Below are 21,604 nucleotides of genomic sequence, written 5' to 3'. Positions count from 1 at the left end.
GCGTTATGGCGCGCAGGCTGCAAGGCGGAATCCGTCATTGGGATGTCGTTGTTACGCCACAAGCGGGCGCGCCCGGGAAAACAGCACGAAACCTGCAATCATCAGCACAAGGGCAAGAAGAAACGGCGCACCGGGCAAATAGATAGCTGTGTCCGGTCGCACGAAATGCGCGAATACGCCGGTCATCAGCAACGGAGAGATAATCATCGACAGAGCATGGAGTGAGGTCAGAACGCCCTGTAGTTCGCCCTGTTGGGAATCCGGTGTGGCCCGCGACATCATGGCCTGCAGGGCCGGGGTGATCACGGCGCCAAAGGCCGTGATCGGGATCAGGATCAGAGCGACAGTTCCGTTGGTCAGAAACGCCAACAGCAAGAAACTGATTATCTCGAATCCCATGCCGTAGATGATGGTTGCCCGCTCGCCCAGATATCGCGTGGCCGGGCGGATCAGACCGCCCTGCACGGCCGCCATGGCCATGCCGTAGACCCCAAGGGATAATCCGATCATCTGCGGTGACCAGCCAAAGCGCTCAGTCGTGAAATACGACCAGATTGCGGGGTAGACATAGATTGACACCGAATACAGGAAATAGACCCACAACAAGGGTCGAATTCCCGGCAGTCCGGCGATGGCGCGCAAAGAATTTGCGGTATTGGCACGTCGCCAGCTGAATGCTCGCCGGGTCTTGTCCGTGATCGTTTCCGGCATCACGAACAGACCGATGACGAAGGTCAGCGCAGACAATCCCGCCGCCGCCCAGAACGGCGCGCGGGTTCCGTATTCACTCAGCACACCGCCCAGAACCGGCCCAAGCACGAAGCCAACGCCAAAGGCCGCCCCGATCAGTCCGAAATTGGCGGCTTTCTCGTATGGCTTTGACACGTCCGCCATGAAAGCTGCCGCGGTTGCGTGGGTGGCGGCGGTAATGCCGCCCACGATGCGCCCGGCAAGAAGCAACCAGATACTACCTGCAACCGCCATGACCACGTAGTCCAGCGCCATGACAAACAGCGACACCAGAAGAACCGTGCGCCGACCATAAGCATCAGAGAGATTTCCCAGAATTGGACTGAACACAAACTGCATTGCAGCGAATGCGGTGCTGAGAATCCCGCCCCAGATCGCGGCACTGGCCAGCGTTCCTGCCTGAACTTCGAGGATCAGTTCGGGCATGATGGGCATCACCAGACCGATGCCCATGGCGTCGATCATCACGATGCTGAGAACAAACAGAAATGGCAGACGCATGATTACCGGTTTCAGAGGTTTCTGCGCGGACCCTAGCGACCGGCCGCAGGGAAGGGAACATCCCTGTACCATGTCGTGACGTCCGGTCAGCCGGGTTCAGAGCCCATGCTCGATCTCGCTCAGCAGTTTGGCCAGCTTTTCCGGCTGCGCGAAAAACGGTGAATGCGAACTGTCGATGGTGTGGCGCAGGTTCGGCGGCGCGCAGTGGCTCATCGTTTCCTGGTATTCGGTCGGTATCGTATGATCGTCGGTTGTACGGATATATGCCTTTTTGACGCCGGCGTATCTTGCGGACAGAGCCAAAGGGGTGTCCTGAGGCCGGATTGGCTGAGGGCACATTCGTGCCAGCGCATATTGGGTCGTGCCGGTCGGGCAGTCGTGATAAAACAGATCCTGCACCCGGTCGGGATGGACGGTGTAGGACAGGCCGTCGGCAGATTTGTCCACGGCATCTACAATCAGTTGCCGGGGCGCGCGTTTTCGCATCTCGACCATCGACAAACCGTCGTGCGGCACATACGCGCAAAGATAGATCAGGCCCTGCATCGCGTTTGGCTGAGCCTCGGCGGCGGCGCTGATCGGATATCCGCCCCAGGAATGCCCGACGATGAGTGTTTCCGGTGTTGTGGCCGCCAGAACAGCGTCCCGACACCCGTCCAGCGTAACGTCGCAGATGCGGGTCGGGTCGGAACCGTGGCTGGGCAGATCGATGGCATGGGCGGAATGCCCCAGACGTTCAAGTGCGGGTATTAGATCGCGCCAGCACCATGCGCCATGACAGGACCCGTGGATCAGCAAAAAATCCGCCACAGTCGTCTCTCCTTCAGATATGTCCGACATCGGACAGGAAGCGTCGCAACAAGGCGGCGTATTGCTTGGGGTGTTCGACACAGGGCAGATGTCCCGCCTTGCGCATCAGTTCAAACCGGGAGCCGGGGATCAGGTTGACTGTTTCTCTGACCAGGTCGGGCGGGGTCGAGCCGTCCTCGCTGCCGGCGATGCCCAATGTGGGCAGGCGCAATCCGCTGGTCGGCGTATAGAAATCGGTGCCCGATATGGCGGCGCAGCACCCCAGATAACCTTCGACCGGTTGGCGAACCATCATGTTGCGCCACAGCAGATGATCCGCCGATGTGCGATAGGCCTTCGAAAACCACCGTTCCATCGTTGCATCGGCCAGCGCTTCGATTCCGCCAGTTCGCACCGCAGCCATGCGGCCCTGCCAGATGGCGGGGGTCGCAATCTTGGCGGCGGTGTTTGAAAGAACCAGCGCGCGGACCTGATCCATCCTTTTGACCGCCAGGCCTTGGGCGATCATACCGCCGATGGACAGGCCCACGAATACGCAATCCCGGACACCAATATGGTCCAGAAGGGCCTCGGTATCCCTTATCAAGGCGCCCATCGAATACGGGCCGGGAGGCTGCGAAGACAATCCGTGACCTCGCTTGTCGAAACGGATGATCCGCAGGCCATCCGGCAGATGCGGCAGGACGCTGTCCCAAAGGCGCAGATCGGTCCCAAGGGAATTGGCAAACACGATTGGTGCCCCGTCCGGGTTGCCGTCCGTGCGGTAATGCAGTTGCACGTCACCAAGATCGGCGATTTGCATGATTTCGGTCCCTGTCGATTCAGAGTTCGGGGTCAACTTGCACGGATTGCCGCCCGCTGTCAGGTCAGGAATTCCAACGCCTGGCCAAAAACTTGCGGATCGGCATTTCCGCCGGATGCCACCACAATCACCGCGTCGCCCTGGATCTCGTCCTTTCGGAACAGGGCTGCCGCCAGCGACACGGCCCCGCCCGGTTCCAGCGCGATCTTGAGGCGCAAAAACGCCTGCGCCATTGCCCGCAGGGCTTCTTCCTCGGATACCGCTAGCCCGGGACCGCACAAACGCTGAAGGATCGGAAAGGTGATCTGGCCGGGTTGGGGGGTCAGGATTGCATCGCACAGATTGCCCGCTGCCGCCGTGTTCTTTTCGATGCGGCCGCTTTCCAACGATCGTTTGACATCATCAAAGCCTTCCGGCTCGCACGGGCGAACCCGCAGGTCAGGCGCGTGTTTTTCCAAAGCCAAGGCAATGCCCGATGACAGGCCGCCGCCGCCGCAACACACCAGAACGTCCGCATTGGCAACCCCGGCTTCGGCCGCCTGACGCGCAATCTCAAGCCCCGTGGTGCCCTGTCCGGCGATTACTTGCGGTTCGTCGTAGGGCCGGATCAGCGTCAACCCACGCTCCTGCGCCAGACCTTCTCCGATCTCCTCGCGGCTTTCGGTTGTGCGGTCGTAGAGAACAACCTCGGCCCCCAATGCGCGGGTGTTTTCGATCTTCAGCCGTGGCGCGCCTGAGGGCATGATGATGACCGATGATATTCCGTGCCGGGACGCGGCCAGCGCAACCCCCTGCGCATGGTTGCCCGAGGAATAGGCGATGACGCCGCGCTGCCGGTCACTTTCTTCCAGCGCCGAGATTGCCGACCATGCGCCGCGAAACTTGAAGCTGCCGGTATGTTGCAGGCATTCGGGTTTCACCAGCACACGCCGGCCTGCGATTTCGTCCAGAAAGGGCGAGGTCAGGATCGGTGTTTCCCGCACATGTCCCCGCAGTCGGGTGGCGGCGGCTTCGATCAGATCAATGGTGCTCATGCGGCGTCCAGTACTTTGCGAATGACGGTCAGCGAAGGGGGCTCGTCCAGAAAGGGAACATGCCCGCGATCCGGCACCTCAGCCACGATAAGCCCGGGGTGACGAGTTTGCATTTGGGTAAGTGTTTCCCTTCCCAGAATGTCCGAGTTTGCGCCACGGATGACACCAACCGGCAAATCGCGCAAGGCCTCGAACAACGGCCACAAATCCGGCGCCACCCCGGCAGCGGCCTGTTCGATCAGCGCGGTCCGCAAGGCGGGGTCGTAGCGCAACGACAGATGCCCGCCCTGATCTTCGTACTGAAACTCGGCCTGCCGTCGCCAGATGCTCAGAGGGACACTGGGGAAATGAGGGTCCATAGCCTGTTTCAGTTGCCGTGCCGCCTGATCCAGTGTTCTGGAAACCGGCGGTTTGCCAACGTATTCCATGATCTTGGCAATGCCTGCAGGTTCAATGACCGGGCCGACATCGTTCAGGATAACGCCGGCCAGCAGGTGGCGATGGCTGATTGCCAGCGCCATCGCGATCAAACCGCCGCGGGACGTCCCCAGAATGACCACCCGGTCGAGGGCCAGATGATCCAGCAATTCGATTGCGTCCAGCGCCTCGCGCTGGATGTTGTAGTTCGCGTGGTCCGGGTCATGATCGGAACGACCGCGCCCGCGATAATCCATCGTGATCATGCGGCAATCGGCCATATGGGGCGCAAGGAAAGAAAAATCCCGACCATTGCGCGTCAATCCGGCCAGACACAGGACCTGAGCGCCTGTGCCGTTGTCCTCATAGTAAATGCGCTTGTTGTCCGAGGTCGTGAAAAACGCCATCAAAGACCGGCCAGCTTTGGGATCGAAGTCAAGTCGAACAGAATATGAGCAGGAGCCCACGGCAATCGGTCCTGGGGTTCGCCTGCACGGTTGACCCAGGCAGTCACGAACCCGTATCCGCTGGCGCCGGCGGCGTCCCAGCCATTGGAGCTGACGAACAGGACCTGATCGCGTTCACAGCCAAAGCGTTGCTGCACAAGATCGTAGACTTTCGCATGTGGTTTGAAGACACCAACAGTTTCGACCGACAGAACGTCGTCCAGCAGATCGCCAACGCCGGCCGACTGCACGGCACCTTCCAGCATCGGCGGAGATCCGTTGGACAGGATGGCGGTCTGTAAACCACCCGCTTTCAATGCCTTCAGCATCTCGGGCACTTCCGGATAGGCCTGCAGTTGCCAGTACAAATCTAGTAGCCTCTGTCGCAGGGCGGCATTGCCATCTAGCCCCGTGGCTTCCAATGCCCAATCAAGCCCGTCCTGCGTCACGTCCCAAAAATCGGCATGCGCGCCTGTTATCGCCCGCAACCAGGTATATTGCAGTTGTTTCAGGCGCCAGAAATTGGCCAGCTCGGGCCATTTCTGCTGTAGCGCCTCGAACTCCGGTTCACCTGCGGCCAGCCTTGCGGCGGCGGTGACATCGAACAACGTACCATAGGCATCAAAAACACAGGTGGAAATTGCCATCGGACCCTCACTGCCATTCGGCGGCAGGTTGGCACAGGAGTTTTGTGGGTTAAAGGGGCAAGGGTTTACATTATCGTGTCATACCCTAGGTTGACCGGTTCATTCCTTACGCGGTCGGAGTTCAATATGACTGAAATCAAACAAGGCGACACAGTGCGCATCCATTATACCGGCACCTTGCTGGACGGATCCGTCTTCGACAGTTCCGAGGGGCGCGATCCGCTTGAGTTCGTCGTTGGCTCGGGCCAGATCATTCCCGGCCTCGACACGGCCATGCCGGGTCTGGCGGCAGGCGACAAAAAACGGGTCGAAATCGCCTGTGTGGAAGCCTATGGGCCGATCAACCCGGCGATGCGTCAGGCCATCCCGCGCGAAGGCATCCCGGATGATATTCCGCTGGAGCCTGGTACTCAGCTGCAGATGCAGACGCCTGACGGGCAAGCCTTGCCTGTTACCGTTGTGGATGCAGATGAGGCCACCGTTACTCTTGACGGGAACCATCCCCTGGCGGGACAGGACCTGATCTTTGAGATTGAGGTGGTTTCGGTAAACTGACCGGAAAAGGCGAAAAGACCGTCAGCCTGCAATCATGCCGATAAGGCGATCCACAGCTTCACGCACCGGTGACTGAGTCAAAAAGACAAACAGCACCAGAAGGGATGTCAGCGTCAGTAACATGACACGACCCCGATTGGTCAGGAGTCCCGACTTGCGCCGGACCTGAGGTCCGCGCGCGTTGTTTGCTATGATCTGGTCTAGCTTGCTCATAAGCCAATCCCTGCCGCCGAAAGATGGTCAAATCTAGGCGTCGGCAGGGAAAGATATGGTCACATCGCCTCGGGCTGCGGCATTCCAAGGATATGGAAACCGCCATCGACACGGATGATCTCACCTGATGTGCAGGACCCGGCGTCCGACGCCAGATAAACCGCAGTGCCGCCCACGGCCTCAAGCGTCGCGTTCGATCGCATCGGCGCGTTCTGATCGCAGAACTTGTAGGTCTTGCGCGCGCCGCCAATTGCGGCCCCGGCCAGCGTTTTCATCGGCCCGGGAGAGATTGCGTTGACGCGAATACCATCAGGGCCGAGATCATTGGCCAGGTAGCGGGTCGCCGATTCCAGTGCCGCCTTGGCCACACCCATCACGTTGTAGTTGGGAACAACCTTGTTAGACCCCTGATAGGTCAGGGTCAGCAAGGTGCCGCCATTGTCCCTCATAAGCGGATATGCCCGGCGCGCGACCTCGATAAAGGAATAGGCCGAGACATCCAGCGAGTGTTTGAAGTTCGCGCGGGTCGTGTTCAGAAACCGGCCGGTCAGTTCGTTCTTGTCGGAATAGGCGATGGCGTGCACGACGAAATCGATGGTCGGCCATCGCTCACCCAGCTCGCCAAAAGCGCGGTCCAGCGAGGCGTCGTCGGTGACGTCCGCATCTACCATGAAATCGCTGCCGAGGCTTTGTGCCAGCGGCTCCAGACGCTTTCCGAACGCGTCACCCTGATAGGTGAACGCCAGTTCGGCCCCGGCCTCATGCATCGCCTTGGCAATGCCCCACGCAATCGAGCGGTCATTTGCCACGCCCATGATCAGGCCGCGTTTGCCCTTGAGAAGATCCGACATCATAGTCACCCGTTATACCTGGACAGGATCATGGAGCCGTTGGTGCCGCCAAAGCCGAAGCTGTTGGTCATGACAGAGTCCAAACCTGCGTTTTCAACCACTTGAGTTGCAATTTCACCGGGCAGGATGCCGTCGGAAAGTGTGTCGACATTGATCGACGGAGTAATAAAGTCATTTTGCAGCATCAAAAGGCAGAAAATCGCCTCAAGCGCGCCGGCTGCGCCTTGCGCATGGCCCGTCATCGATTTGGTCGACGAAATCGGCGGTACGCTGCCCTCACCGAAGATACGGCGAACGGCCTCAACCTCGCCCACATCGCCGACCGGGGTCGAGGTGCCGTGGGCGTTGATGTAATCGACCTTACGGCCTTCGGGCAGGGTGGACAGGGCCAGGCGCATCGCACGCTCGCCGCCTTCACCGGACGGTGCAACCATGTCATGTCCGTCGGATGTCGCGGCATAACCCGTGACCTCGGCATAGATCTTGGCGCCGCGTGCCAGTGCGTGTTCCAGGTCTTCCAGAACGACGATGCCGCCGCCGCCGGAAATCACGAAACCGTCACGGTTCTGATCGAATGCACGCGAGGCTTTTTCGGGGGTGTCGTTGTATTTGGAGGACATCGCACCCATCGCGTCGAACAGACAGGACAGGGTCCAGTCCAGTTCCTCGCCGCCGCCTGCAAACATCACATCCTGCTTGCCCAGCATGATCTGCTCCGCCGCGTTGCCGATACAATGCAGCGACGTCGAGCAGGCCGACGTGATGGAATAGTTGATACCCTTGATTTTGAACGCTGTCGCAAGGTTCGCCGAAATTGTCGAGCACATGCATTTCGGCACTGCAAAGGGGCCGATCCGCTTTGTCGCACCGTTTTTCAGCACAGTCTGATGCGCCGTCAGCATGGCGCTGGTCGATGGTCCACCGGAGCCTGCGACAAGACCCGTACGCGGGTTGACGACCTGGTCTTCGGTCAGGCCGGCGTCTTCAATCGCCTGGCTCATGGCGATGTGCGCGTATGCGGCGCCGGGGCCCATGAAACGAAGGGTACGCTTGTCCACATGCTCGGCCACGTCGATCTTGAGCGTTCCGGCGATCTGGCTGCGAAATCCGTGTTCGACCATCTGTTCGTTGGCTTCGATCCCGGATTTACCTGCCTTGAGCGAGGCGAGGACCTCTTCGGCATTGTTGCCGATCGAGGAAACGACCCCCAGACCGGTGACGACGACGCGACGCATATGCGTACTCCTGTATTCCGTTCCTTGTTACCAGTCCGTCAGCCGCGTTCAGCTTTCAGACAGCGCAACCTTCATGTCCTTGACCTGATAAATCACTTCGCCGTCGGCTTCGACCCGGCCATCCGCCACACCCATGGTCAGACGGCGGGTTTGCACGGCTTTGGTGAAATCCACATAATATGTCAGCATCTTGCGGTCGGGGCGCACCATTCCGGTCAGCTTGACCTCGCCCACGCCCAATGCGTATCCGCGCCCCTGCCAGCCGCGCCAGCCCAGATTGAAGCCGGTCAGCTGCCACAGCCCGTCCAGACCCAGACAGCCTGGCATGATCGGGTTGCCGGGGAAATGGCAGTCAAAGAACCACAGGTCAGGATTGATGTCGAATTCTGCCACCACATGGCCTTTGCCATGTTCGCCGCCATCGCCGGAAATGTCGGTGATCCGGTCCATCATCAGCATCGGTGGGGCAGGTAATTGCGCGTTTCCGGGGCCGAATAATTCGCCACGGGCGCATTTCAGCAGATCATCCTTGTCAAAACTGCTCGGGAATTGGGCCATTCTGCCGCCTCTCCTGCCAGGGGTCCGTTCGTTATATCTGGCCTCGTCTAGCACCCGTTTGCAAGGGCCTGCAAGAGTTGTGGTCCATATCATGTCGCGCTCAGCCCATTCTTTGCGAATGAATTTCATTTGAAATTGTGGGGGCGAAGCACTTATATGTAAGACAGCCAGAATTACGGGTATCGGAAATCATGACACCTCAAAGCCAGAACAGAGCCACGACTTGGCTTGTAGACGCCGGATTGCGCCCGACGCGCCAGCGTGTTGCTTTGGCCGAGCTGCTTGTTGGCGACGGAAGACACCGTCACGTCACCGCCGAAAGCCTGTTTGATGCGGCCAAGAAAAATGGCGACGCGGTGTCGCTGGCGACAGTGTACAACACGCTGCGCGCCTTTTGCGACGCCGGTGTTCTGCAGGAAATCACCGTGGACGGGTCAAAAAGCTATTTTGACACCAACACGCATGACCACCCGCACTTCTTCTGGGAAGACGAAGGCCGGCTGAGCGATGCGCCCTCGGATCAGCTGGTGATCCAGCGTCTTCCCGAAGCGCCTGAAGGGGTCGAGATCGCGTCGGTTGACGTTGTTATCCGCCTTCGCAAAACGCAGTAACACCTCTTAACCGCCGAGTTCAGCCAGAGCCTGTTCCGCCTTTTGAACATTGCTGTCCGCCGGACCTATTCCGTGACGTGCCAGAACCACGGGTTCTGCCGCTTCCGGGTTGGATATCGGCTTGCTGGTCAGCGGTCGCCCGTCATAGCTGAAATTGCTGTGCGGGATGGCGTAGCTGATTGCGATTCCCTCGCCGTGGGCGGCAAGGCTGCGCTGGATTTCCAGCGAGGCCGCGCGGTGCGCGACGGTGGGCGACAACCCGTTTTGCCGGAACAGGCCCAGCACATGCTGCGCCGACAAACCCTCCTGAGACAGGATTAGGGGGTGCGATTCCAATTCCTTCAGTGAAATTGTGTCGTTGCCCGTCAGAATATGCTCGGGCGGCATCACCGCGTGGGGGATGTTGTCGAACAGGATGCGCCGCGAGAAACCGGCATCCATGCTCAGCCCATAGGTCAGGGCAATGTCAATGCGCCCGTCTATCATTCCCGAAATCAGCCCCTCGAATCCGTCCACCTGATAAGTGATCGCGACGTCAGGCAGGGCATTCCGAAGTAGGTGCAAGGCCGGAGCCATCAGGAAAGGGGCCAGGTCCACGAAACACCCGATCCGCAGCGTCGCCGCGCCGGTGTTGGTCTGGTCCGACGATTCCAGCCGCGCGGCACGGTCCAGCAGCGCCTCAGCCTCGCCGATAAACCGGCGGCCTTGTGGCGTGACGGCCATCGCGGCGCCTCGTTTGCGGGCAAAAAGCGGATACCCCAATTGCGACTCGACCCGCGTCAGGGCGGTGGACAACGCAGGTTGCGAGACATTGAGTTGCTGAGCCGCCGCGGACAGGCTGCCGTAGCGGCCAATTGCGCAGATATATTCATAATGTCGGAGCGTAACGTATAACATACCATTAATTCTAGGTTCGAAAGATATTATTTGAATAGAATTAATTTTCATGTGCAGATCGGGCAGGGAACGCACGGAGACCGAGATGACACACCCCCTTGTTACACAGGAAATGATTGACACCTTTCAGGAAGACGGCGTGGTCCTGATCAAAGGGCTATTTGCCGATCACGTAGAGGCTCTGCGCGACGGGGTGGCCGCAAACATGGCCGAGCCTGGACCGTATGCGTCCGACAATCGTAAACAGGGCGAGACCGGACTGTTTTTCGACGATTACTGCAACTGGTCGCGAATCGGGCAGTTTGAAGATGTGATCCGCAACTCGCCGGCTGCCGAGGTGGCTGCAGACCTGATGCAGTCGCGCAGTGTTCAGATGTTTCATGATCACGTGCTGGTCAAGGAACCGGGAACCTCGATGGCGACCCCATGGCACCAGGATGGTCCCTATTACTTTGTTGATGGCCAGCAAACGATCAGCTTCTGGTCGCCACTTGATCCGGTCAAGCAGGCAACCTTGCGCTGCGTTGCCGGGTCGCACCGGTGGGAAAAAGAAGTCCTGCCGACACGATGGGTTTCCGAGGAAGGGTTCTTTGCGGATGAAGGCCAGTACATCCCCGTGCCCGATCCGGATGCCGAAGGCATGCGGGTCGTCGAATTCGAGATGAAGCCGGGAGATGCGGTGGCGTTCAACTACCGCACATTGCATGGTGCGCGGGGCAATCAGTCGGACAGCCGCCGCCGGGCATTTTCGTTGCGGCTGGTCGGTGACGACGCACGCTATGTCGAGCGCCCGGGCCGGACTTCGCCGCCGTTCCCGGGGCATGACATGCAGCCCGGGCAACGTCTGCGCGAAGACTGGTTTCCGGTCTTGTTGCAGCGGTAGGGGACACTGCCCCCATCGCAACAATGCCGCGCTTCCACCGCGGCATTTTCAAACAGACGAAAAGCTTGTCAGAACCACTGTCCCGATTCCATCAGGCCCAGATCGAGCAATTGTTGCGAGGTCCATTCAAACGGCACTGAATTCTGCCAGCGGAAGGTCGGGATATCGAATGTGGAACCGGCATTGCTTTTAAGGGCCTTGGCGGCGCGGAAAGAACAGATCGCGGCCGTCAGGTTATGATGCCAGGGGCACGAATACGTGTTGTATTCCGCCTCGTTAAAGCTGTGGTCCGGCTTCAGCGTCAGGGTCTTTTGCGCCTTGAACAGGGAAATCCTGTCAATGCGGCGGCGTTCGTAGGGGATGTGATCCTCGAACCGCCATCGTAGGCCACCTGACATGTCCAGCTGGCGCTCAAGCGGATGTCCGTCGGCATCGTGGCGGGCGTGCGCGTAGTATCCGGTTCGGTCCAGCATGGCGTGATCAGGGGCGACACCGTTGGGATATACGGTCAGGTCTTCGGCATAAAGGTCGATCACGTGGCACAGCATCGCATTGCGGCGCTCTTCGGTATGGAACGTCAGCATCTCGCCGATGCTTCGGGTCTCGCAAAACGGAAAGAACAGGTACTCGGCGTTGTAGCAGTAGTACAGCCACAACCCCGGCGCGGCCTGGATGATCCGGTTTAGTGCGTCAAAGACCACGGTTCGTGGCGCGCAGGTCTGATCTACCCGGTGAACGCGTTCGGACAGTTCCGGATCCAGATTAAACTCCAGCGGCATCAAAGCGATCAGAGATTTGAAGCCAAGGTTCAGATGGTGGCGGATGGTTCCGTCAAGTTCGACGTCGTCCTCGGCGATGACCAGGGCAACGGGTCCCTTGGCGAGGGCGGCGCTGCCGGATTGCAGAAAAGTGTCGAGGGTCTTGTAGTGCATCGCCTGTCTTGATCCGCCGTGCTGGAATTGCCGGCCAAAATCGGTTAATCGCGTCGGCATTGCAAGCGGCGTTCTATGGGTATAGACGACGCCGATCCCGCGAATGCAAAGGCCGTTTTCATGTCAGAACCCAAGAAGCTGTACATCAAGACCTATGGTTGCCAGATGAACGTCTACGACAGCGAGCGTATGGCCGAAACTCTGGGTGGGAAGGGCTATGTCGAAACCAAAAGCCCGGATGACGCGGATATGATCCTGCTGAACACCTGCCATATCCGGGAAAAAGCCGCCGAAAAGGTCTATTCCGAATTGGGCCGGTTCAAGGGGTTGAAGGCCGAAAAACCCGATCTCAAGATTGGCGTTGCGGGCTGTGTCGCCCAGGCAGAGGGTGAAGAAATCATGCGCCGCCAGCCTCTGGTCGATCTGGTTGTGGGGCCACAAAGCTATCACCGCCTGCCCGAGATGGAGGCGAAGACCCGCGCGGGCGAAAAGGCGTTGGATACGGATTTTCCGGAAGAGGACAAGTTCGAGAAGCTCAAGAACCGTCCAAAGGCCAGCCGTGGGCCAACCGCATTTCTGACCGTTCAGGAAGGTTGCGACAAGTTCTGTGCCTTCTGCGTTGTTCCCTACACGCGGGGGGCCGAAGTCAGCCGTCCTGCCGACCGTATCATCCGCGAGGCGCAGGATCTGGTTGACCGCGGCGTGCGCGAAATCACCCTGCTGGGACAGAACGTCAATGCGTATCACGGTGCGGGCCCGAACGGGGATGTGTCGCTTGCCGGCCTGATCTGGGAGTTGAACAAGGTCGACGGGCTGGAGCGTATTCGCTTTACCACATCTCACCCCAATGACATGGCGGATGACCTGATCGAGGCGCATGGAACCTGCGAAAAGCTGATGCCGTATCTGCACCTGCCAGTGCAGTCGGGATCGGACAGGATCCTCAAGCGCATGAACCGCAGCCATACCGCCGAAAGCTATCTGCGCCTGATCGAACGTATCCGGGCTGCGCGGCCGGATATCGTCATGTCCGGCGATTTCATCGTGGGCTTTCCGGAGGAAACCGAACAGGATTTCCAGGAGACTATGGAGCTCGTCGAGCAGGTCCGGTATGGATATGCCTATTCGTTCAAGTATTCGACGCGCCCCGGCACACCGGCCGCCGAGCGGCAACAGGTCGACCCGCAAGCGGCGGATGATCGTCTGCAGCGTCTGCAGGCGCTGATCACCCGCCATCAGCGCGAGATCCAGGATGACATGGTCGGCAGAAAAGTACGGGTTTTGTTTGAAAAACCAGGGCGTTTGCCGGGCCAGATGGTCGGAAAATCCGAGTATCTGCATTCGGTTCACGTTACGGGCACCGATATTGTGGCGGGCGATCTGAGGGACGTGCTGATCACCGAATCCGGTGCAAACTCGCTTGCGGGCGAAGTGATCTGAGGCTGTCGTTATCCATGGCGCAGACACCATAACTGGTGTTTGTTTCCAAAATTTACCCTTGATTTATCGTTGCGAACTATGGTCGAGGAAACCCAGTCTTTCCTTGGGGCGGTTCCCACGCGCCTTTTTGGAGCGGATATGCGTTGGTCCGATGGTCCGTTCGGCGCAAAGGAGGGTACGAGTGAAAAAGCGAGCACATTCGGTTTCACCCAGGTTTTGGGCAGCATTGCCTTTGGCCCTTTTGATGGTGTTTCAAGCCGGTTCCAGCCCCGCCAGCGATCGCAACGGCGATGTTGCTGATGCTGAAGTGATCAGCGCAAAACGGTACGGCGATGATGTCAGCGCGTTCTACCTCGGGCTCAGCGCCGGATACGGGGGCGAGGGGGATGACAGGTTTGGCCTCAGAACTCCTGCCGGCACCACGACTGTCGGCGATCTCACCCTGAGCGGCTCATATGGCGGAATTCGGGGCGGATGGCGCGGCAGCCTGCCTATCAGCGGTCGGCGCAACTATGTCTACGGGTTAGAGCTTGGGTACGATTTCGGATCATTGGAAGACAGTGTTTCCACTCAAGTTGGGTCCGTTGCCGTCACGGGCAGCTCCGAAATATCCGATATCCTGTCGGTCCGGTTTCGTAATGGCGTGACAAACCGGGGCGGAAATATTCTGTATTTCGTGTCCCTCGGGTACGTGCAGGGCGATGTGACCACCTCCAACAGCTTTGGCCCCGTATCCCGCATTCAGTCCTTTGAGGAAAGCGACCAGCGCGGCGGGTTCTCGGTCAGTGTCGGGGCAGAGCACTTCCTGTCCGATAACTGGTCGATTACCGGTGAATATGAATTTGTTCAGTTCCAGTCGAAAGACGTGACGTTCGACTCGGGCTTTTCCACAAAATCCACGCCCAAGTACCAAGGGCTTCGGTTCGGTCTGAATTACCGGTTCTGAGGGCGCATTCCACCAAACGCGACCCAAGGCGCAAGGGGACGGTCGGCGGCGCTTTTGCAATGCGTGGGGGAAAATTTGAAACTCTGTCTTGCGCCCGACAAGAATTGTTGTCTACGCTGATTTTGAAACGCCAAGACAGGAGAACGGATTGGCCATCGGTGCCCTGAACCCACCGCAAAATGACATGCCCCGTAACGAGGCGCTTGTTGAATTTCCCAACAACCGACTGTTGATTGATCTATGCGGCGAATATGACCGCAATCTGGCCGATATCGAACAGAAGCTATCTGTTCAGATCGTGCGCCGGGGAAATCAACTGGTCGTGATGGGCGATGAGGACGCGCAAAAGCAGGCCCTCGAGGTGCTGCAGGCCCTGTACACCCGGTTGGAAGGCGGGCGCGAGGTCATGCCGGCCGATGTCGACAGGGAATTGCGCATGGGCAATTCCGAGGCCGAGACCGGAACGCGCGACGGCGATCAGCTTGAAATGTTCAAAGGCGGCACTGTCGAGATCAAGACGCGCAAAAAGCTGGTCGAACCGCGCACTGATGCCCAAAAAGCCTATGTCCGCTCGTTGTTCAACAACGAATTGGCCTTTGGAATCGGGCCTGCGGGAACCGGCAAGACATACCTTGCTGTCGCCGCCGGGGTGTCGATGTTCATTGGTGGGCAGGTCGACCGGATCATCCTCAGCCGACCCGCAGTCGAGGCCGGTGAAAAGCTGGGCTATCTGCCGGGCGACATGAAGGACAAGGTCGATCCTTACATGCAGCCTCTGTACGACGCGCTGAATGATTTCCTGCCCGGCAAGCAACTGGCCAAGCTGATCGAGGAAAAGCGAATCGAAATCGCGCCGCTGGCGTTCATGCGGGGGCGTACCTTGGCCAATGCCTTTGTGGTGCTGGACGAGGCGCAGAACGCGACCACCATGCAGATGAAGATGTTTTTGACCCGACTGGGTGAAGGCAGCCGCATGGTTATCACAGGGGACCGGTCTCAGGTGGACCTGCCGCGCGGTGTTCAGTCGGGTTTGCGGGATGCGGAACGGCTGCTCAAGTCGATTCCCAACATCAGTTTCAACTATTTCACTTCCAAGGACGTTGTCCGCCACCCGCTTGTCGCCGCCATCATCGAAGCGTATGAGGCCGACGCGGGCCGGGACACAGAGTGACCTAGGTGCCCGCTGCACAGGCATTGGGTGAAAGGCATGAACCTGGAAATAACGGTCGAAGACGTACGCTGGTCAGGGCTGGAGCCTTTGGCCCAAAGGGCGATCATTGGCGCTCTGACCCATTGCGGGCTTGAGTCCGATGAGTGTGAAATCAGCCTGCTGGGATGTGATGACGCCCGAATTGCCGATCTGAATTCGGAATTTCGGGGAAAGCCTGTGCCGACAAACGTGCTGAGCTGGCCCGCCGAGGATCTTTCACCGGCGGACCCAGGCGGAATCCCCGCGCAACCAAGTCCGGACTTCACGGGTGAGATCGTGCTGGGGGATATCGCCATAGCCTTCGAGACCTGCCAGCGCGAGGCCGCAGAGGCGGGCAAACCCATGGGTGACCACGTGACACATCTGATCGTTCACGGTGTGTTGCATTTGCTGGGGTATGATCACATTCGTGACCCTGACGCCACTTTGATGGAGGCGGTCGAGGTCGAGATACTTGGCAAAATGGGTATTGATGACCCATATAATGTATGAATGGGGCCTCGGGCCCGCACAGTTGGAACAGGATAATGGGCGATACAGACGGCAGTTCTATGGCGGCGCAAAGCGCGCAACCAGAGGATGGCAACATTGAAAGTAAAGATAAATCCGGACTTTTTTCCCGGATCGTTGATGCATTTACATCGCAGAGTGACGACACCGCTAGCGTGGCCAACGGACATGACACCGACATGATTCAGCCCCGCGGCATGATCAACCTTCGCCGTATGCGGGTCGAGGATGTTGCAATCCCGTCTGCGGATATCGTCGCGGTCCCGTCAACGATCAGCAAGGATGAACTGGCGCAGCTGTTTCGTGACAGCGGCTTGTCACGGATACCGGTTTACGACGGGACCTTGGATACGCCCTTGGGGTTTGTGCACCTCAAGGATTTTGCTCTGACCCACGGGTTCAATGGCGGATCGGCTGAATTTGACCTTGTTTCGATGCTGCGCACGCTTCTTTTTGTGCCGCCATCGATGCCGATCGGGGTTTTGCTGACAAAGATGCAGACAGAGCGACGCCATATGGCGCTGGTGATCGACGAATACGGTGGGGTTGATGGCCTGCTGACCATCGAAGACCTGATCGAACAGGTTGTGGGTGAGATCGCCGACGAACATGATGCCGATGAAAGTCAGTTGTGGGTTCAGGAGAAGCCCGGCTGCTATGTCGTTCAGGCGAAGGTCCCGCTTGAGGATTTCGAGGCCGAAATCGGACGTTCGCTGACCAGCCACGAAGATGTCGATGAAGAAGAGATCGATACGCTGGGCGGTCTGGTCTTCATGTTGTCCGGGCGCGTCCCGACGAGGGGAGAGGTCGTACTGCACCCCGAAGGCCCCGAGTTCGAAGTCATCGACGCCGATCCCCGGCGCATCAAGCGATTGCGTATCATGTTGCCGGATCAGGTTGCATGAACCCTGCCAAAGGCTGGCCCTTCCTGTTGAGGGTGGCGCTGGCCGGGTTGCTTGGGGCGCTGGCTGCGTTTGGCCTGGCGCCGTTCGGATATTGGCTGGCAACTCTGGTCGCCCTGGTATTGATCGCGCCCTTGTTTCTGACAACAGAAACAAGGGCGCGCGCAGGTTGGTTGGGATGGGCCTTTGCAACCGGCTATTTCGCGCACGCGCTGTCCTGGATTGTCGAGCCGTTTCAGGTTGACGCCGCGCGCCACGCCTGGATGGCGCCCTTTGCGCTGGTATTCCTGGCCGGCGGGCTGGCGTTGTTCTGGGCTTTGGCGTTTCGTGTCTCGCGGCACCCCGGCGCTCCGGCGATTTTGCAGGCGTGTTTGCTGGCGACCGCAATTTCATTGGTTGAACTGGCACGCGGATATGTGTTCACAGGTTTTCCCTGGGCAGGGCTGGCGCAGATCTGGGTCGGTACACCTGTGGCGCAACTGCTGTCGCTGATCGGGCCTTACGGCTTGGGCGCGATGACTCTTTTTGCCACCCTGCCTTTGGGCGCGGGCCTGACCAAGCGCGAAGACACTCGGGACCTGGCAATGCCAATCGCGATGACGGCTGGGCTTGCGATTCTGGCCGGGGTATATGCGCTCAGCAGGCCCAATGTGACTGACACCGATCACGTCGTGCGTTTGGTGCAGCCCAATGCACCGCAACACCAGAAATGGGATCCGGATTTCACGCCGCTGTTTTTTGCGCGGCAGGTAGAATATACCGCCGCTGAACCGCGTCCCGATCTGATTGTCTGGCCCGAAACATCCGTACCGGCGTGGCTGAGCGGGGCGCAACCTTATCTGAACGCCATCGCGGATGCCGCCCAGGGTGTTCCGGTTGTTCTGGGTATCCAACGCAGTGATGGTGCCCGTATCTACAATTCCATGATCTTGCTGGATCAAGATGCCCAGCAGCAGGAGCTGTATGACAAGCATCACCTTGCGCCATTCGGGGAATATGTGCCTTTCGGGAATCTGATGGTTCGTTTCGGAGTTCACGGCATGGCCACGACTACGGGCAACGGTTTCAGTTCCGGACCCGGGCCAGCCCTGATGGATACGGGCATGCTCGGCCGGGCGTTGCCGCTTATCTGTTACGAGGCGGTGTTTACTCAGGACGTCCTGACGGCCCCCGGGCGCGCGGATTACCTGCTGCAAATCACCAATGACGCGTGGTTCGGAACACGATCCGGCCCTTACCAGCATCTGGCGCAGGCCCAGATGCGCGCGATTGAGATGGGTCTGCCGATGATGCGGTCGGCCAACACCGGAGTATCGGCCATGATTGACCCGCTGGGGCGCATCACAAGCGCATTGCCCTTGGGGCAGGCAGGCTACGTGGATGCACAGCTTCCGGCCCCCCTGACGGAAACTTTTTATTCGCGCATTGGGGATAGTCCGATGCTTTTGGCTTTATTGGCCATGTTTTTGGTGTCCTGGCTGCTTGCTAGGCGGGCCGGATCATAAATGCGGATTGACCCTTCTGGCCAGGCGATTTATGCATCCTGATGCCTGTCACAACGGCTTCCTGGCGTGATGGGAAAACCATAATGGAGCACTTTCATGTCCCGACAAAACTATACCTTTACTTCGGAGTCCGTTTCCGAAGGGCACCCGGACAAGGTCTGCGACCGCATCTCCGATGCTGTGCTTGATGCATTTCTGAACGAAGAACCCGAAGCGCGTGTCGCCTGCGAGACATTCGCGACGACCAATCGCGTTGTAATCGGAGGCGAGGTCGGTCTTTCAGATCAGGACCGGTTGCACGAATATATGCGCCGTATCGACGAGATCGCGCGCGCCTGCGTAAAGGATATCGGGTACGAGCAGGACAAGTTTCACCACGAAACGGTCGAAGTCACCAACCTGCTGCACGAACAATCCGCGCATATCGCACAAGGCGTGGATGCGTCGGGCAACAAGGATGAAGGTGCCGGCGATCAGGGGATCATGTTCGGTTATGCCACCACCGAAACGCCTGCGCTGATGCCTGCACCGATCCAGTACTCGCACGCGATCCTGCGTCGTCTTGCGGAGGTTCGTAAAAATGGCACCGAGCCTGCGCTTGGGCCGGATGCAAAATCACAATTGTCTGTGATTTATCGCGACGGCCAGCCTGTCGGCGTCAGTTCCATCGTTTTGTCGACACAGCACCTGAACGAGGCGCTGTCCTCGAACGACATCCGCGCCATCGTCGAACCTTACATCCGGGAAACCTTGCCCGAGGGCTGGTTGTCGGCTGACACAGAATGGCACGTTAACCCCACGGGTAAATTCGTCATCGGTGGACCGGACGGTGATGCGGGGCTGACGGGTCGCAAGATTATTGTGGACACCTATGGCGGCGCCGCGCCGCATGGGGGCGGGGCGTTTTCGGGCAAGGATCCGACCAAGGTCGACCGCTCGGCAGCCTATGCCGCGCGCTATCTGGCCAAAAACGTCGTTGCCGCCGGAATGGCCGAGCGCTGCACAATCCAGTTGAGCTATGCGATCGGTGTTTCAAAACCCCTGTCTATCTATGCCGATACTCACGGCACTGGCGAGATCGAGGATGTAGCGATCGAAAATGCCGTCGGGCAGGTCATGGACCTGACGCCACGCGGTATCCGGACGCATCTGGAACTGAACAAACCGATCTACCAGCGCACTGCGGCCTACGGCCATTTCGGGCGCGAGCCGGAAGCGGATGGCGGTTTCAGTTGGGAACGCACCGACCTGGTGGATGCGCTGAAAGCCGCGGTCTGACCGGAAATTACCGGGGGACGCGCCCATCAGGGCGCGTTCCTTTTTGTTTGAAGACACCTCGGGTTTGTGGGGGCTGGTCCTCTGGCCTCTGCCACTTGCAATGCCCGGGCGCGGGCAGTATGGGCACCGCCATGAGCACCGAGACCCCGCAACGCCCGCGCAGAAACTTCTATGGCCGCTTCAAGGGCAAGACCCTGAAGCCCAGCCAAAAGACCTATCTGAATGAAGACCTCGCAGCATTGTCACCTGGTGTGGTTGACTGGGACACCAACCCCGAACGGAACCCTCTGGACTTGCAGGCGCTGTTTGGCGGCCGGGATGTCTGGCTAGAAGTCGGATTTGGCGGCGGTGAACACCTGGTTCATCAGGCCCAAAACAACCCCGGTGTCGGCATCATCGGGGCCGAGCCCTACATTAACGGCGTTGCCATGCTGCTGGGGAAAATTCGCCGGGCCGAGGTTGAGAATCTCGCCATCCATCCCGGCGATGCGCGTGATCTGTTCGATGTGCTGCCCGAGGCAAGCATCTCGCGCGCCTTTCTGCTTTACCCGGACCCGTGGCCGAAAACCCGGCACCATCGTCGCCGCTTCGTCACGCATGAACATCTGGAGCCCTTGGCGCGCACCCTCAAGCCGGGGTCGATTTTTCGCGTGGCGACTGACATTCCGGACTATGTGCGGCAGACACTCGAGGAAGTTCCGCGCGCCGGTTTCGAATGGCTGGCGGAACGCCCGCAGGACTGGCGTATGCCATGGGACGACTGGATTTCCACCCGGTATGAACAAAAAGCCCTGCGCGAGGGGCGTACACCGCATTATTTGACGTTCCGCAAGACCTGAGCGCTAAGGCGCGGGGTCCCGCAGGTTGGGAAAGGCCCTGCCTTTGGCAAACCACGCCAGCCCGAACGCCCAAAGCGCGATGGATTCCACAAAGAAGGTCAGATTGTGGGACTTCCACCCTCTCTGGGCGCCTTCGCCGGAAAACGCGACGATTCCCAGCACAAGAACGCACAACAGGATCGTGATGCCGCACAACGTATACAACGTGTTGCGCCGTCTTTTTGTCTCGATCAATTGACCGTTTTTGATGTGACGCTCGGGAACCACGCGGCGCAGAACAAACAGACAATAAAGGCCCAGATAGATAAACAAGATACCGGCAGACCAGGCATGCAAATGCGGGGCACCGGAAAACAGCGTGAAAAATGCTTCGGGATCGGGGTCAGACAAGACCGGTGGCGGTGTTTGATTCACATCGGCAAAAATACGCGACTGGAAGCTGACCGGTTCTTCGCAGCCAGACCCGCTTGTCGGGAATACCGCAACAAAGCAGGCACCTAATCCGGCAATAAAGGACCCAAGATCCTCAAGCCAGTGGTCACCGGTATAAGCGATCAGAAAACCACCGATGAATATCAGTAATCCGACAAAAATCGCCCCCAGAAACTGGGCGTAATAAAAGTGGCTGATGCTGTCACGAAAACAGCTGCCGCCAAATATTGCGCCACTGGCAAGAATTATTGGCAGGCCGAAGGCGACCAACCCGACCAAAAAGGCCAGGCGCATCTGCAGAACACTGTCAGTCTTCAAGGGGTCTTCGGGCTGAAAGTAGGTTTCGGTTCCCTTGGAAAGCATGGATCGAAGTTGTGACATGATTAGACCTCGGAGTGAT

24 protein-coding genes and 1 riboswitch are annotated in these 21,604 nt (G+C 58.9%); of the genes, 11 read left to right on the top strand and 13 right to left on the bottom strand.

The features are described 5' to 3' along the window. Window positions 1-51: 51 nt before the first annotated feature. From ACR0J8_RS09735 to ACR0J8_RS09710, 6 genes are all read right to left on the bottom strand, one after another. Window positions 52-1,251, bottom strand: coding sequence for a TCR/Tet family MFS transporter (locus tag ACR0J8_RS09735; RefSeq protein WP_480524951.1), 1,200 nt, complete (start codon window positions 1,249-1,251; stop codon window positions 52-54). Window positions 1,252-1,347: 96 nt separating this feature from the next. Next, the gene (locus ACR0J8_RS09730) at window positions 1,348-2,061 is read right to left on the bottom strand and encodes an alpha/beta fold hydrolase (protein WP_480524949.1); all 714 of its coding nucleotides are present in this window, start codon (window positions 2,059-2,061) and stop codon (window positions 1,348-1,350) included. Between the two features lie 13 nt (window positions 2,062-2,074). Continuing rightward, window positions 2,075-2,863 (bottom strand): 3-oxoadipate enol-lactonase, encoded by a 789-nt coding sequence (gene pcaD / locus ACR0J8_RS09725; protein ID WP_480524947.1) that lies wholly within the window; start codon window positions 2,861-2,863, stop codon window positions 2,075-2,077. Between the two features lie 59 nt (window positions 2,864-2,922). Further along, a complete protein-coding gene (locus ACR0J8_RS09720) occupies window positions 2,923-3,897 on the bottom strand; it encodes a threonine ammonia-lyase (protein WP_480889884.1) in 975 nt (324 codons plus the stop codon). Next, complete coding sequence (locus ACR0J8_RS09715; protein WP_480524944.1) at window positions 3,894-4,721, bottom strand: alpha/beta fold hydrolase; 828 nt, start codon at window positions 4,719-4,721, stop codon at window positions 3,894-3,896. Before ACR0J8_RS09715 ends, ACR0J8_RS09720 begins: the two co-directional genes overlap by 4 nt. Then, window positions 4,721-5,407: a haloacid dehalogenase type II gene (locus tag ACR0J8_RS09710; protein ID WP_480524942.1), complete on the bottom strand. Its 687-nt coding sequence runs from the start codon at window positions 5,405-5,407 to the stop codon at window positions 4,721-4,723. The genes ACR0J8_RS09715 and ACR0J8_RS09710 overlap by 1 nt, the downstream gene beginning before the upstream one ends. 126 nt (window positions 5,408-5,533) lie before the next feature. On the opposite strand from ACR0J8_RS09710, the gene ACR0J8_RS09705 reads away from it, so the two are divergent. Then, on the top strand, window positions 5,534-5,962 hold the full coding sequence (locus ACR0J8_RS09705) for an FKBP-type peptidyl-prolyl cis-trans isomerase (protein ID WP_170678317.1): 429 nt from the start codon (window positions 5,534-5,536) through the stop codon (window positions 5,960-5,962). 21 nt (window positions 5,963-5,983) lie between these two features. On the opposite strand, the gene ACR0J8_RS09700 is transcribed toward ACR0J8_RS09705, so the two are convergent. The 4 genes from ACR0J8_RS09700 to fabA are packed head-to-tail and all read right to left on the bottom strand — an operon-like array spanning window position 5,984 to window position 8,819. Further along, window positions 5,984-6,175, bottom strand: coding sequence for a hypothetical protein (locus ACR0J8_RS09700; protein WP_480524939.1), 192 nt, complete (start codon window positions 6,173-6,175; stop codon window positions 5,984-5,986). A 59-nt stretch (window positions 6,176-6,234) separates the two neighbouring features. Beyond that, window positions 6,235-7,026, bottom strand: coding sequence for an enoyl-ACP reductase FabI (locus ACR0J8_RS09695; protein WP_480524937.1), 792 nt, complete (start codon window positions 7,024-7,026; stop codon window positions 6,235-6,237). A 5-nt stretch (window positions 7,027-7,031) separates the two neighbouring features. Then, the gene (gene fabB / locus ACR0J8_RS09690) at window positions 7,032-8,261 is read right to left on the bottom strand and encodes a beta-ketoacyl-ACP synthase I (protein WP_170613465.1); all 1,230 of its coding nucleotides are present in this window, start codon (window positions 8,259-8,261) and stop codon (window positions 7,032-7,034) included. Between the two features lie 48 nt (window positions 8,262-8,309). Next, window positions 8,310-8,819 (bottom strand): bifunctional 3-hydroxydecanoyl-ACP dehydratase/trans-2-decenoyl-ACP isomerase, encoded by a 510-nt coding sequence (gene fabA / locus ACR0J8_RS09685; RefSeq protein WP_170807690.1) that lies wholly within the window; start codon window positions 8,817-8,819, stop codon window positions 8,310-8,312. 191 nt (window positions 8,820-9,010) lie between these two features. Between fabA and irrA the strand changes: the two genes are divergently transcribed. Beyond that, window positions 9,011-9,430: an iron response transcriptional regulator IrrA gene (gene irrA / locus ACR0J8_RS09680; protein ID WP_480524934.1), complete on the top strand. Its 420-nt coding sequence runs from the start codon at window positions 9,011-9,013 to the stop codon at window positions 9,428-9,430. Window positions 9,431-9,436: 6 nt separating this feature from the next. Here irrA and ACR0J8_RS09675 read toward each other — a convergent pair whose 3' ends face one another. Continuing rightward, window positions 9,437-10,327 (bottom strand): LysR family transcriptional regulator, encoded by an 891-nt coding sequence (locus tag ACR0J8_RS09675; protein ID WP_480524932.1) that lies wholly within the window; start codon window positions 10,325-10,327, stop codon window positions 9,437-9,439. A gap of 85 nt (window positions 10,328-10,412) precedes the next feature. Here ACR0J8_RS09675 and ACR0J8_RS09670 point away from each other — a divergent pair, with 85 nt between their 5' ends. After that, on the top strand, window positions 10,413-11,210 hold the full coding sequence (locus tag ACR0J8_RS09670) for a phytanoyl-CoA dioxygenase family protein (RefSeq protein WP_480524930.1): 798 nt from the start codon (window positions 10,413-10,415) through the stop codon (window positions 11,208-11,210). A gap of 68 nt (window positions 11,211-11,278) precedes the next feature. On the opposite strand, the gene ACR0J8_RS09665 is transcribed toward ACR0J8_RS09670, so the two are convergent. Continuing rightward, the gene (locus ACR0J8_RS09665) at window positions 11,279-12,142 is read right to left on the bottom strand and encodes a hypothetical protein (protein WP_480524928.1); all 864 of its coding nucleotides are present in this window, start codon (window positions 12,140-12,142) and stop codon (window positions 11,279-11,281) included. A 120-nt stretch (window positions 12,143-12,262) separates the two neighbouring features. On the opposite strand from ACR0J8_RS09665, the gene miaB reads away from it, so the two are divergent. The 8 genes from miaB (at window position 12,263) to trmB (ending at window position 20,772) form a co-directional block, all read left to right on the top strand. Beyond that, window positions 12,263-13,582, top strand: a complete 1,320-nt coding sequence (gene miaB, locus ACR0J8_RS09660) for a tRNA (N6-isopentenyl adenosine(37)-C2)-methylthiotransferase MiaB (protein WP_480525028.1) — start codon at window positions 12,263-12,265, stop codon at window positions 13,580-13,582. A 181-nt stretch (window positions 13,583-13,763) separates the two neighbouring features. Continuing rightward, entirely contained in the window at window positions 13,764-14,528 is a 765-nt protein-coding gene (locus ACR0J8_RS09655; protein ID WP_480524926.1) for an outer membrane protein, read from the top strand. Between the two features lie 148 nt (window positions 14,529-14,676). Then, window positions 14,677-15,699 (top strand): PhoH family protein, encoded by a 1,023-nt coding sequence (locus tag ACR0J8_RS09650; protein WP_480524925.1) that lies wholly within the window; start codon window positions 14,677-14,679, stop codon window positions 15,697-15,699. Window positions 15,700-15,735: 36 nt separating this feature from the next. After that, entirely contained in the window at window positions 15,736-16,230 is a 495-nt protein-coding gene (gene ybeY / locus ACR0J8_RS09645; protein WP_480524923.1) for an rRNA maturation RNase YbeY, read from the top strand. 35 nt (window positions 16,231-16,265) lie between these two features. Next, window positions 16,266-17,153 (top strand): hemolysin family protein, encoded by an 888-nt coding sequence (locus tag ACR0J8_RS09640; protein ID WP_480524922.1) that lies wholly within the window; start codon window positions 16,266-16,268, stop codon window positions 17,151-17,153. Then, the gene (gene lnt / locus ACR0J8_RS09635) at window positions 17,150-18,655 is read left to right on the top strand and encodes an apolipoprotein N-acyltransferase (protein WP_480889874.1); all 1,506 of its coding nucleotides are present in this window, start codon (window positions 17,150-17,152) and stop codon (window positions 18,653-18,655) included. The genes ACR0J8_RS09640 and lnt overlap by 4 nt, the downstream gene beginning before the upstream one ends. Before the next feature lie 42 nt (window positions 18,656-18,697). Next, window positions 18,698-18,746, top strand: a riboswitch (SAM-SAH riboswitch). A gap of 5 nt (window positions 18,747-18,751) precedes the next feature. Further along, window positions 18,752-19,933, top strand: a complete 1,182-nt coding sequence (gene metK, locus ACR0J8_RS09630) for a methionine adenosyltransferase (protein ID WP_480524918.1) — start codon at window positions 18,752-18,754, stop codon at window positions 19,931-19,933. 131 nt (window positions 19,934-20,064) lie between these two features. Then, on the top strand, window positions 20,065-20,772 hold the full coding sequence (gene trmB / locus ACR0J8_RS09625; RefSeq protein ID WP_480524917.1) for a tRNA (guanine(46)-N(7))-methyltransferase TrmB: 708 nt from the start codon (window positions 20,065-20,067) through the stop codon (window positions 20,770-20,772). Window positions 20,773-20,775: 3 nt separating this feature from the next. Here trmB and ACR0J8_RS09620 read toward each other — a convergent pair whose 3' ends face one another. Continuing rightward, window positions 20,776-21,585, bottom strand: a complete 810-nt coding sequence (locus tag ACR0J8_RS09620; RefSeq protein ID WP_480524915.1) for a hypothetical protein — start codon at window positions 21,583-21,585, stop codon at window positions 20,776-20,778. Window positions 21,586-21,604 lie beyond the last annotated feature (19 nt).

It is taken from the genome of Ruegeria sp. N11 (assembly GCF_056531525.1).
This window is presented reverse-complemented; position numbering and strand designations above follow the sequence as displayed.

What these genes read in the sequence shown, in the direction of transcription:
- trmB (WP_480524917.1), top strand. Translation starts at nt 20,065, where the DNA reads ATGAGCACCGAGACCCCGCAACGCCCGCGCAGAAACTTCTATGGCCGC.
- lnt (WP_480889874.1), top strand. Translation starts at nt 17,150, where the DNA reads ATGAACCCTGCCAAAGGCTGGCCCTTCCTGTTGAGGGTGGCGCTGGCC.
- ACR0J8_RS09715 (WP_480524944.1), bottom strand. Translation starts at nt 4,721, where the DNA reads ATGGCGTTTTTCACGACCTCGGACAACAAGCGCATTTACTATGAGGAC.
- ACR0J8_RS09640 (WP_480524922.1), top strand. Translation starts at nt 16,266, where the DNA reads ATGGGCGATACAGACGGCAGTTCTATGGCGGCGCAAAGCGCGCAACCA.
- metK (WP_480524918.1), top strand. Translation starts at nt 18,752, where the DNA reads ATGTCCCGACAAAACTATACCTTTACTTCGGAGTCCGTTTCCGAAGGG.
- ACR0J8_RS09670 (WP_480524930.1), top strand. Translation starts at nt 10,413, where the DNA reads ATGACACACCCCCTTGTTACACAGGAAATGATTGACACCTTTCAGGAA.
- ACR0J8_RS09665 (WP_480524928.1), bottom strand. Translation starts at nt 12,142, where the DNA reads ATGCACTACAAGACCCTCGACACTTTTCTGCAATCCGGCAGCGCCGCC.
- ACR0J8_RS09675 (WP_480524932.1), bottom strand. Translation starts at nt 10,327, where the DNA reads ATGTTATACGTTACGCTCCGACATTATGAATATATCTGCGCAATTGGC.
- fabA (WP_170807690.1), bottom strand. Translation starts at nt 8,819, where the DNA reads ATGGCCCAATTCCCGAGCAGTTTTGACAAGGATGATCTGCTGAAATGC.
- pcaD (WP_480524947.1), bottom strand. Translation starts at nt 2,863, where the DNA reads ATGCAAATCGCCGATCTTGGTGACGTGCAACTGCATTACCGCACGGAC.
- irrA (WP_480524934.1), top strand. Translation starts at nt 9,011, where the DNA reads ATGACACCTCAAAGCCAGAACAGAGCCACGACTTGGCTTGTAGACGCC.
- ACR0J8_RS09700 (WP_480524939.1), bottom strand. Translation starts at nt 6,175, where the DNA reads ATGAGCAAGCTAGACCAGATCATAGCAAACAACGCGCGCGGACCTCAG.
- fabB (WP_170613465.1), bottom strand. Translation starts at nt 8,261, where the DNA reads ATGCGTCGCGTCGTCGTCACCGGTCTGGGGGTCGTTTCCTCGATCGGC.
- miaB (WP_480525028.1), top strand. Translation starts at nt 12,263, where the DNA reads ATGTCAGAACCCAAGAAGCTGTACATCAAGACCTATGGTTGCCAGATG.
- ACR0J8_RS09705 (WP_170678317.1), top strand. Translation starts at nt 5,534, where the DNA reads ATGACTGAAATCAAACAAGGCGACACAGTGCGCATCCATTATACCGGC.
- ACR0J8_RS09710 (WP_480524942.1), bottom strand. Translation starts at nt 5,407, where the DNA reads ATGGCAATTTCCACCTGTGTTTTTGATGCCTATGGTACGTTGTTCGAT.
- ybeY (WP_480524923.1), top strand. Translation starts at nt 15,736, where the DNA reads ATGAACCTGGAAATAACGGTCGAAGACGTACGCTGGTCAGGGCTGGAG.
- ACR0J8_RS09720 (WP_480889884.1), bottom strand. Translation starts at nt 3,897, where the DNA reads ATGAGCACCATTGATCTGATCGAAGCCGCCGCCACCCGACTGCGGGGA.
- ACR0J8_RS09695 (WP_480524937.1), bottom strand. Translation starts at nt 7,026, where the DNA reads ATGTCGGATCTTCTCAAGGGCAAACGCGGCCTGATCATGGGCGTGGCA.
- ACR0J8_RS09620 (WP_480524915.1), bottom strand. Translation starts at nt 21,585, where the DNA reads ATGTCACAACTTCGATCCATGCTTTCCAAGGGAACCGAAACCTACTTT.
- ACR0J8_RS09735 (WP_480524951.1), bottom strand. Translation starts at nt 1,251, where the DNA reads ATGCGTCTGCCATTTCTGTTTGTTCTCAGCATCGTGATGATCGACGCC.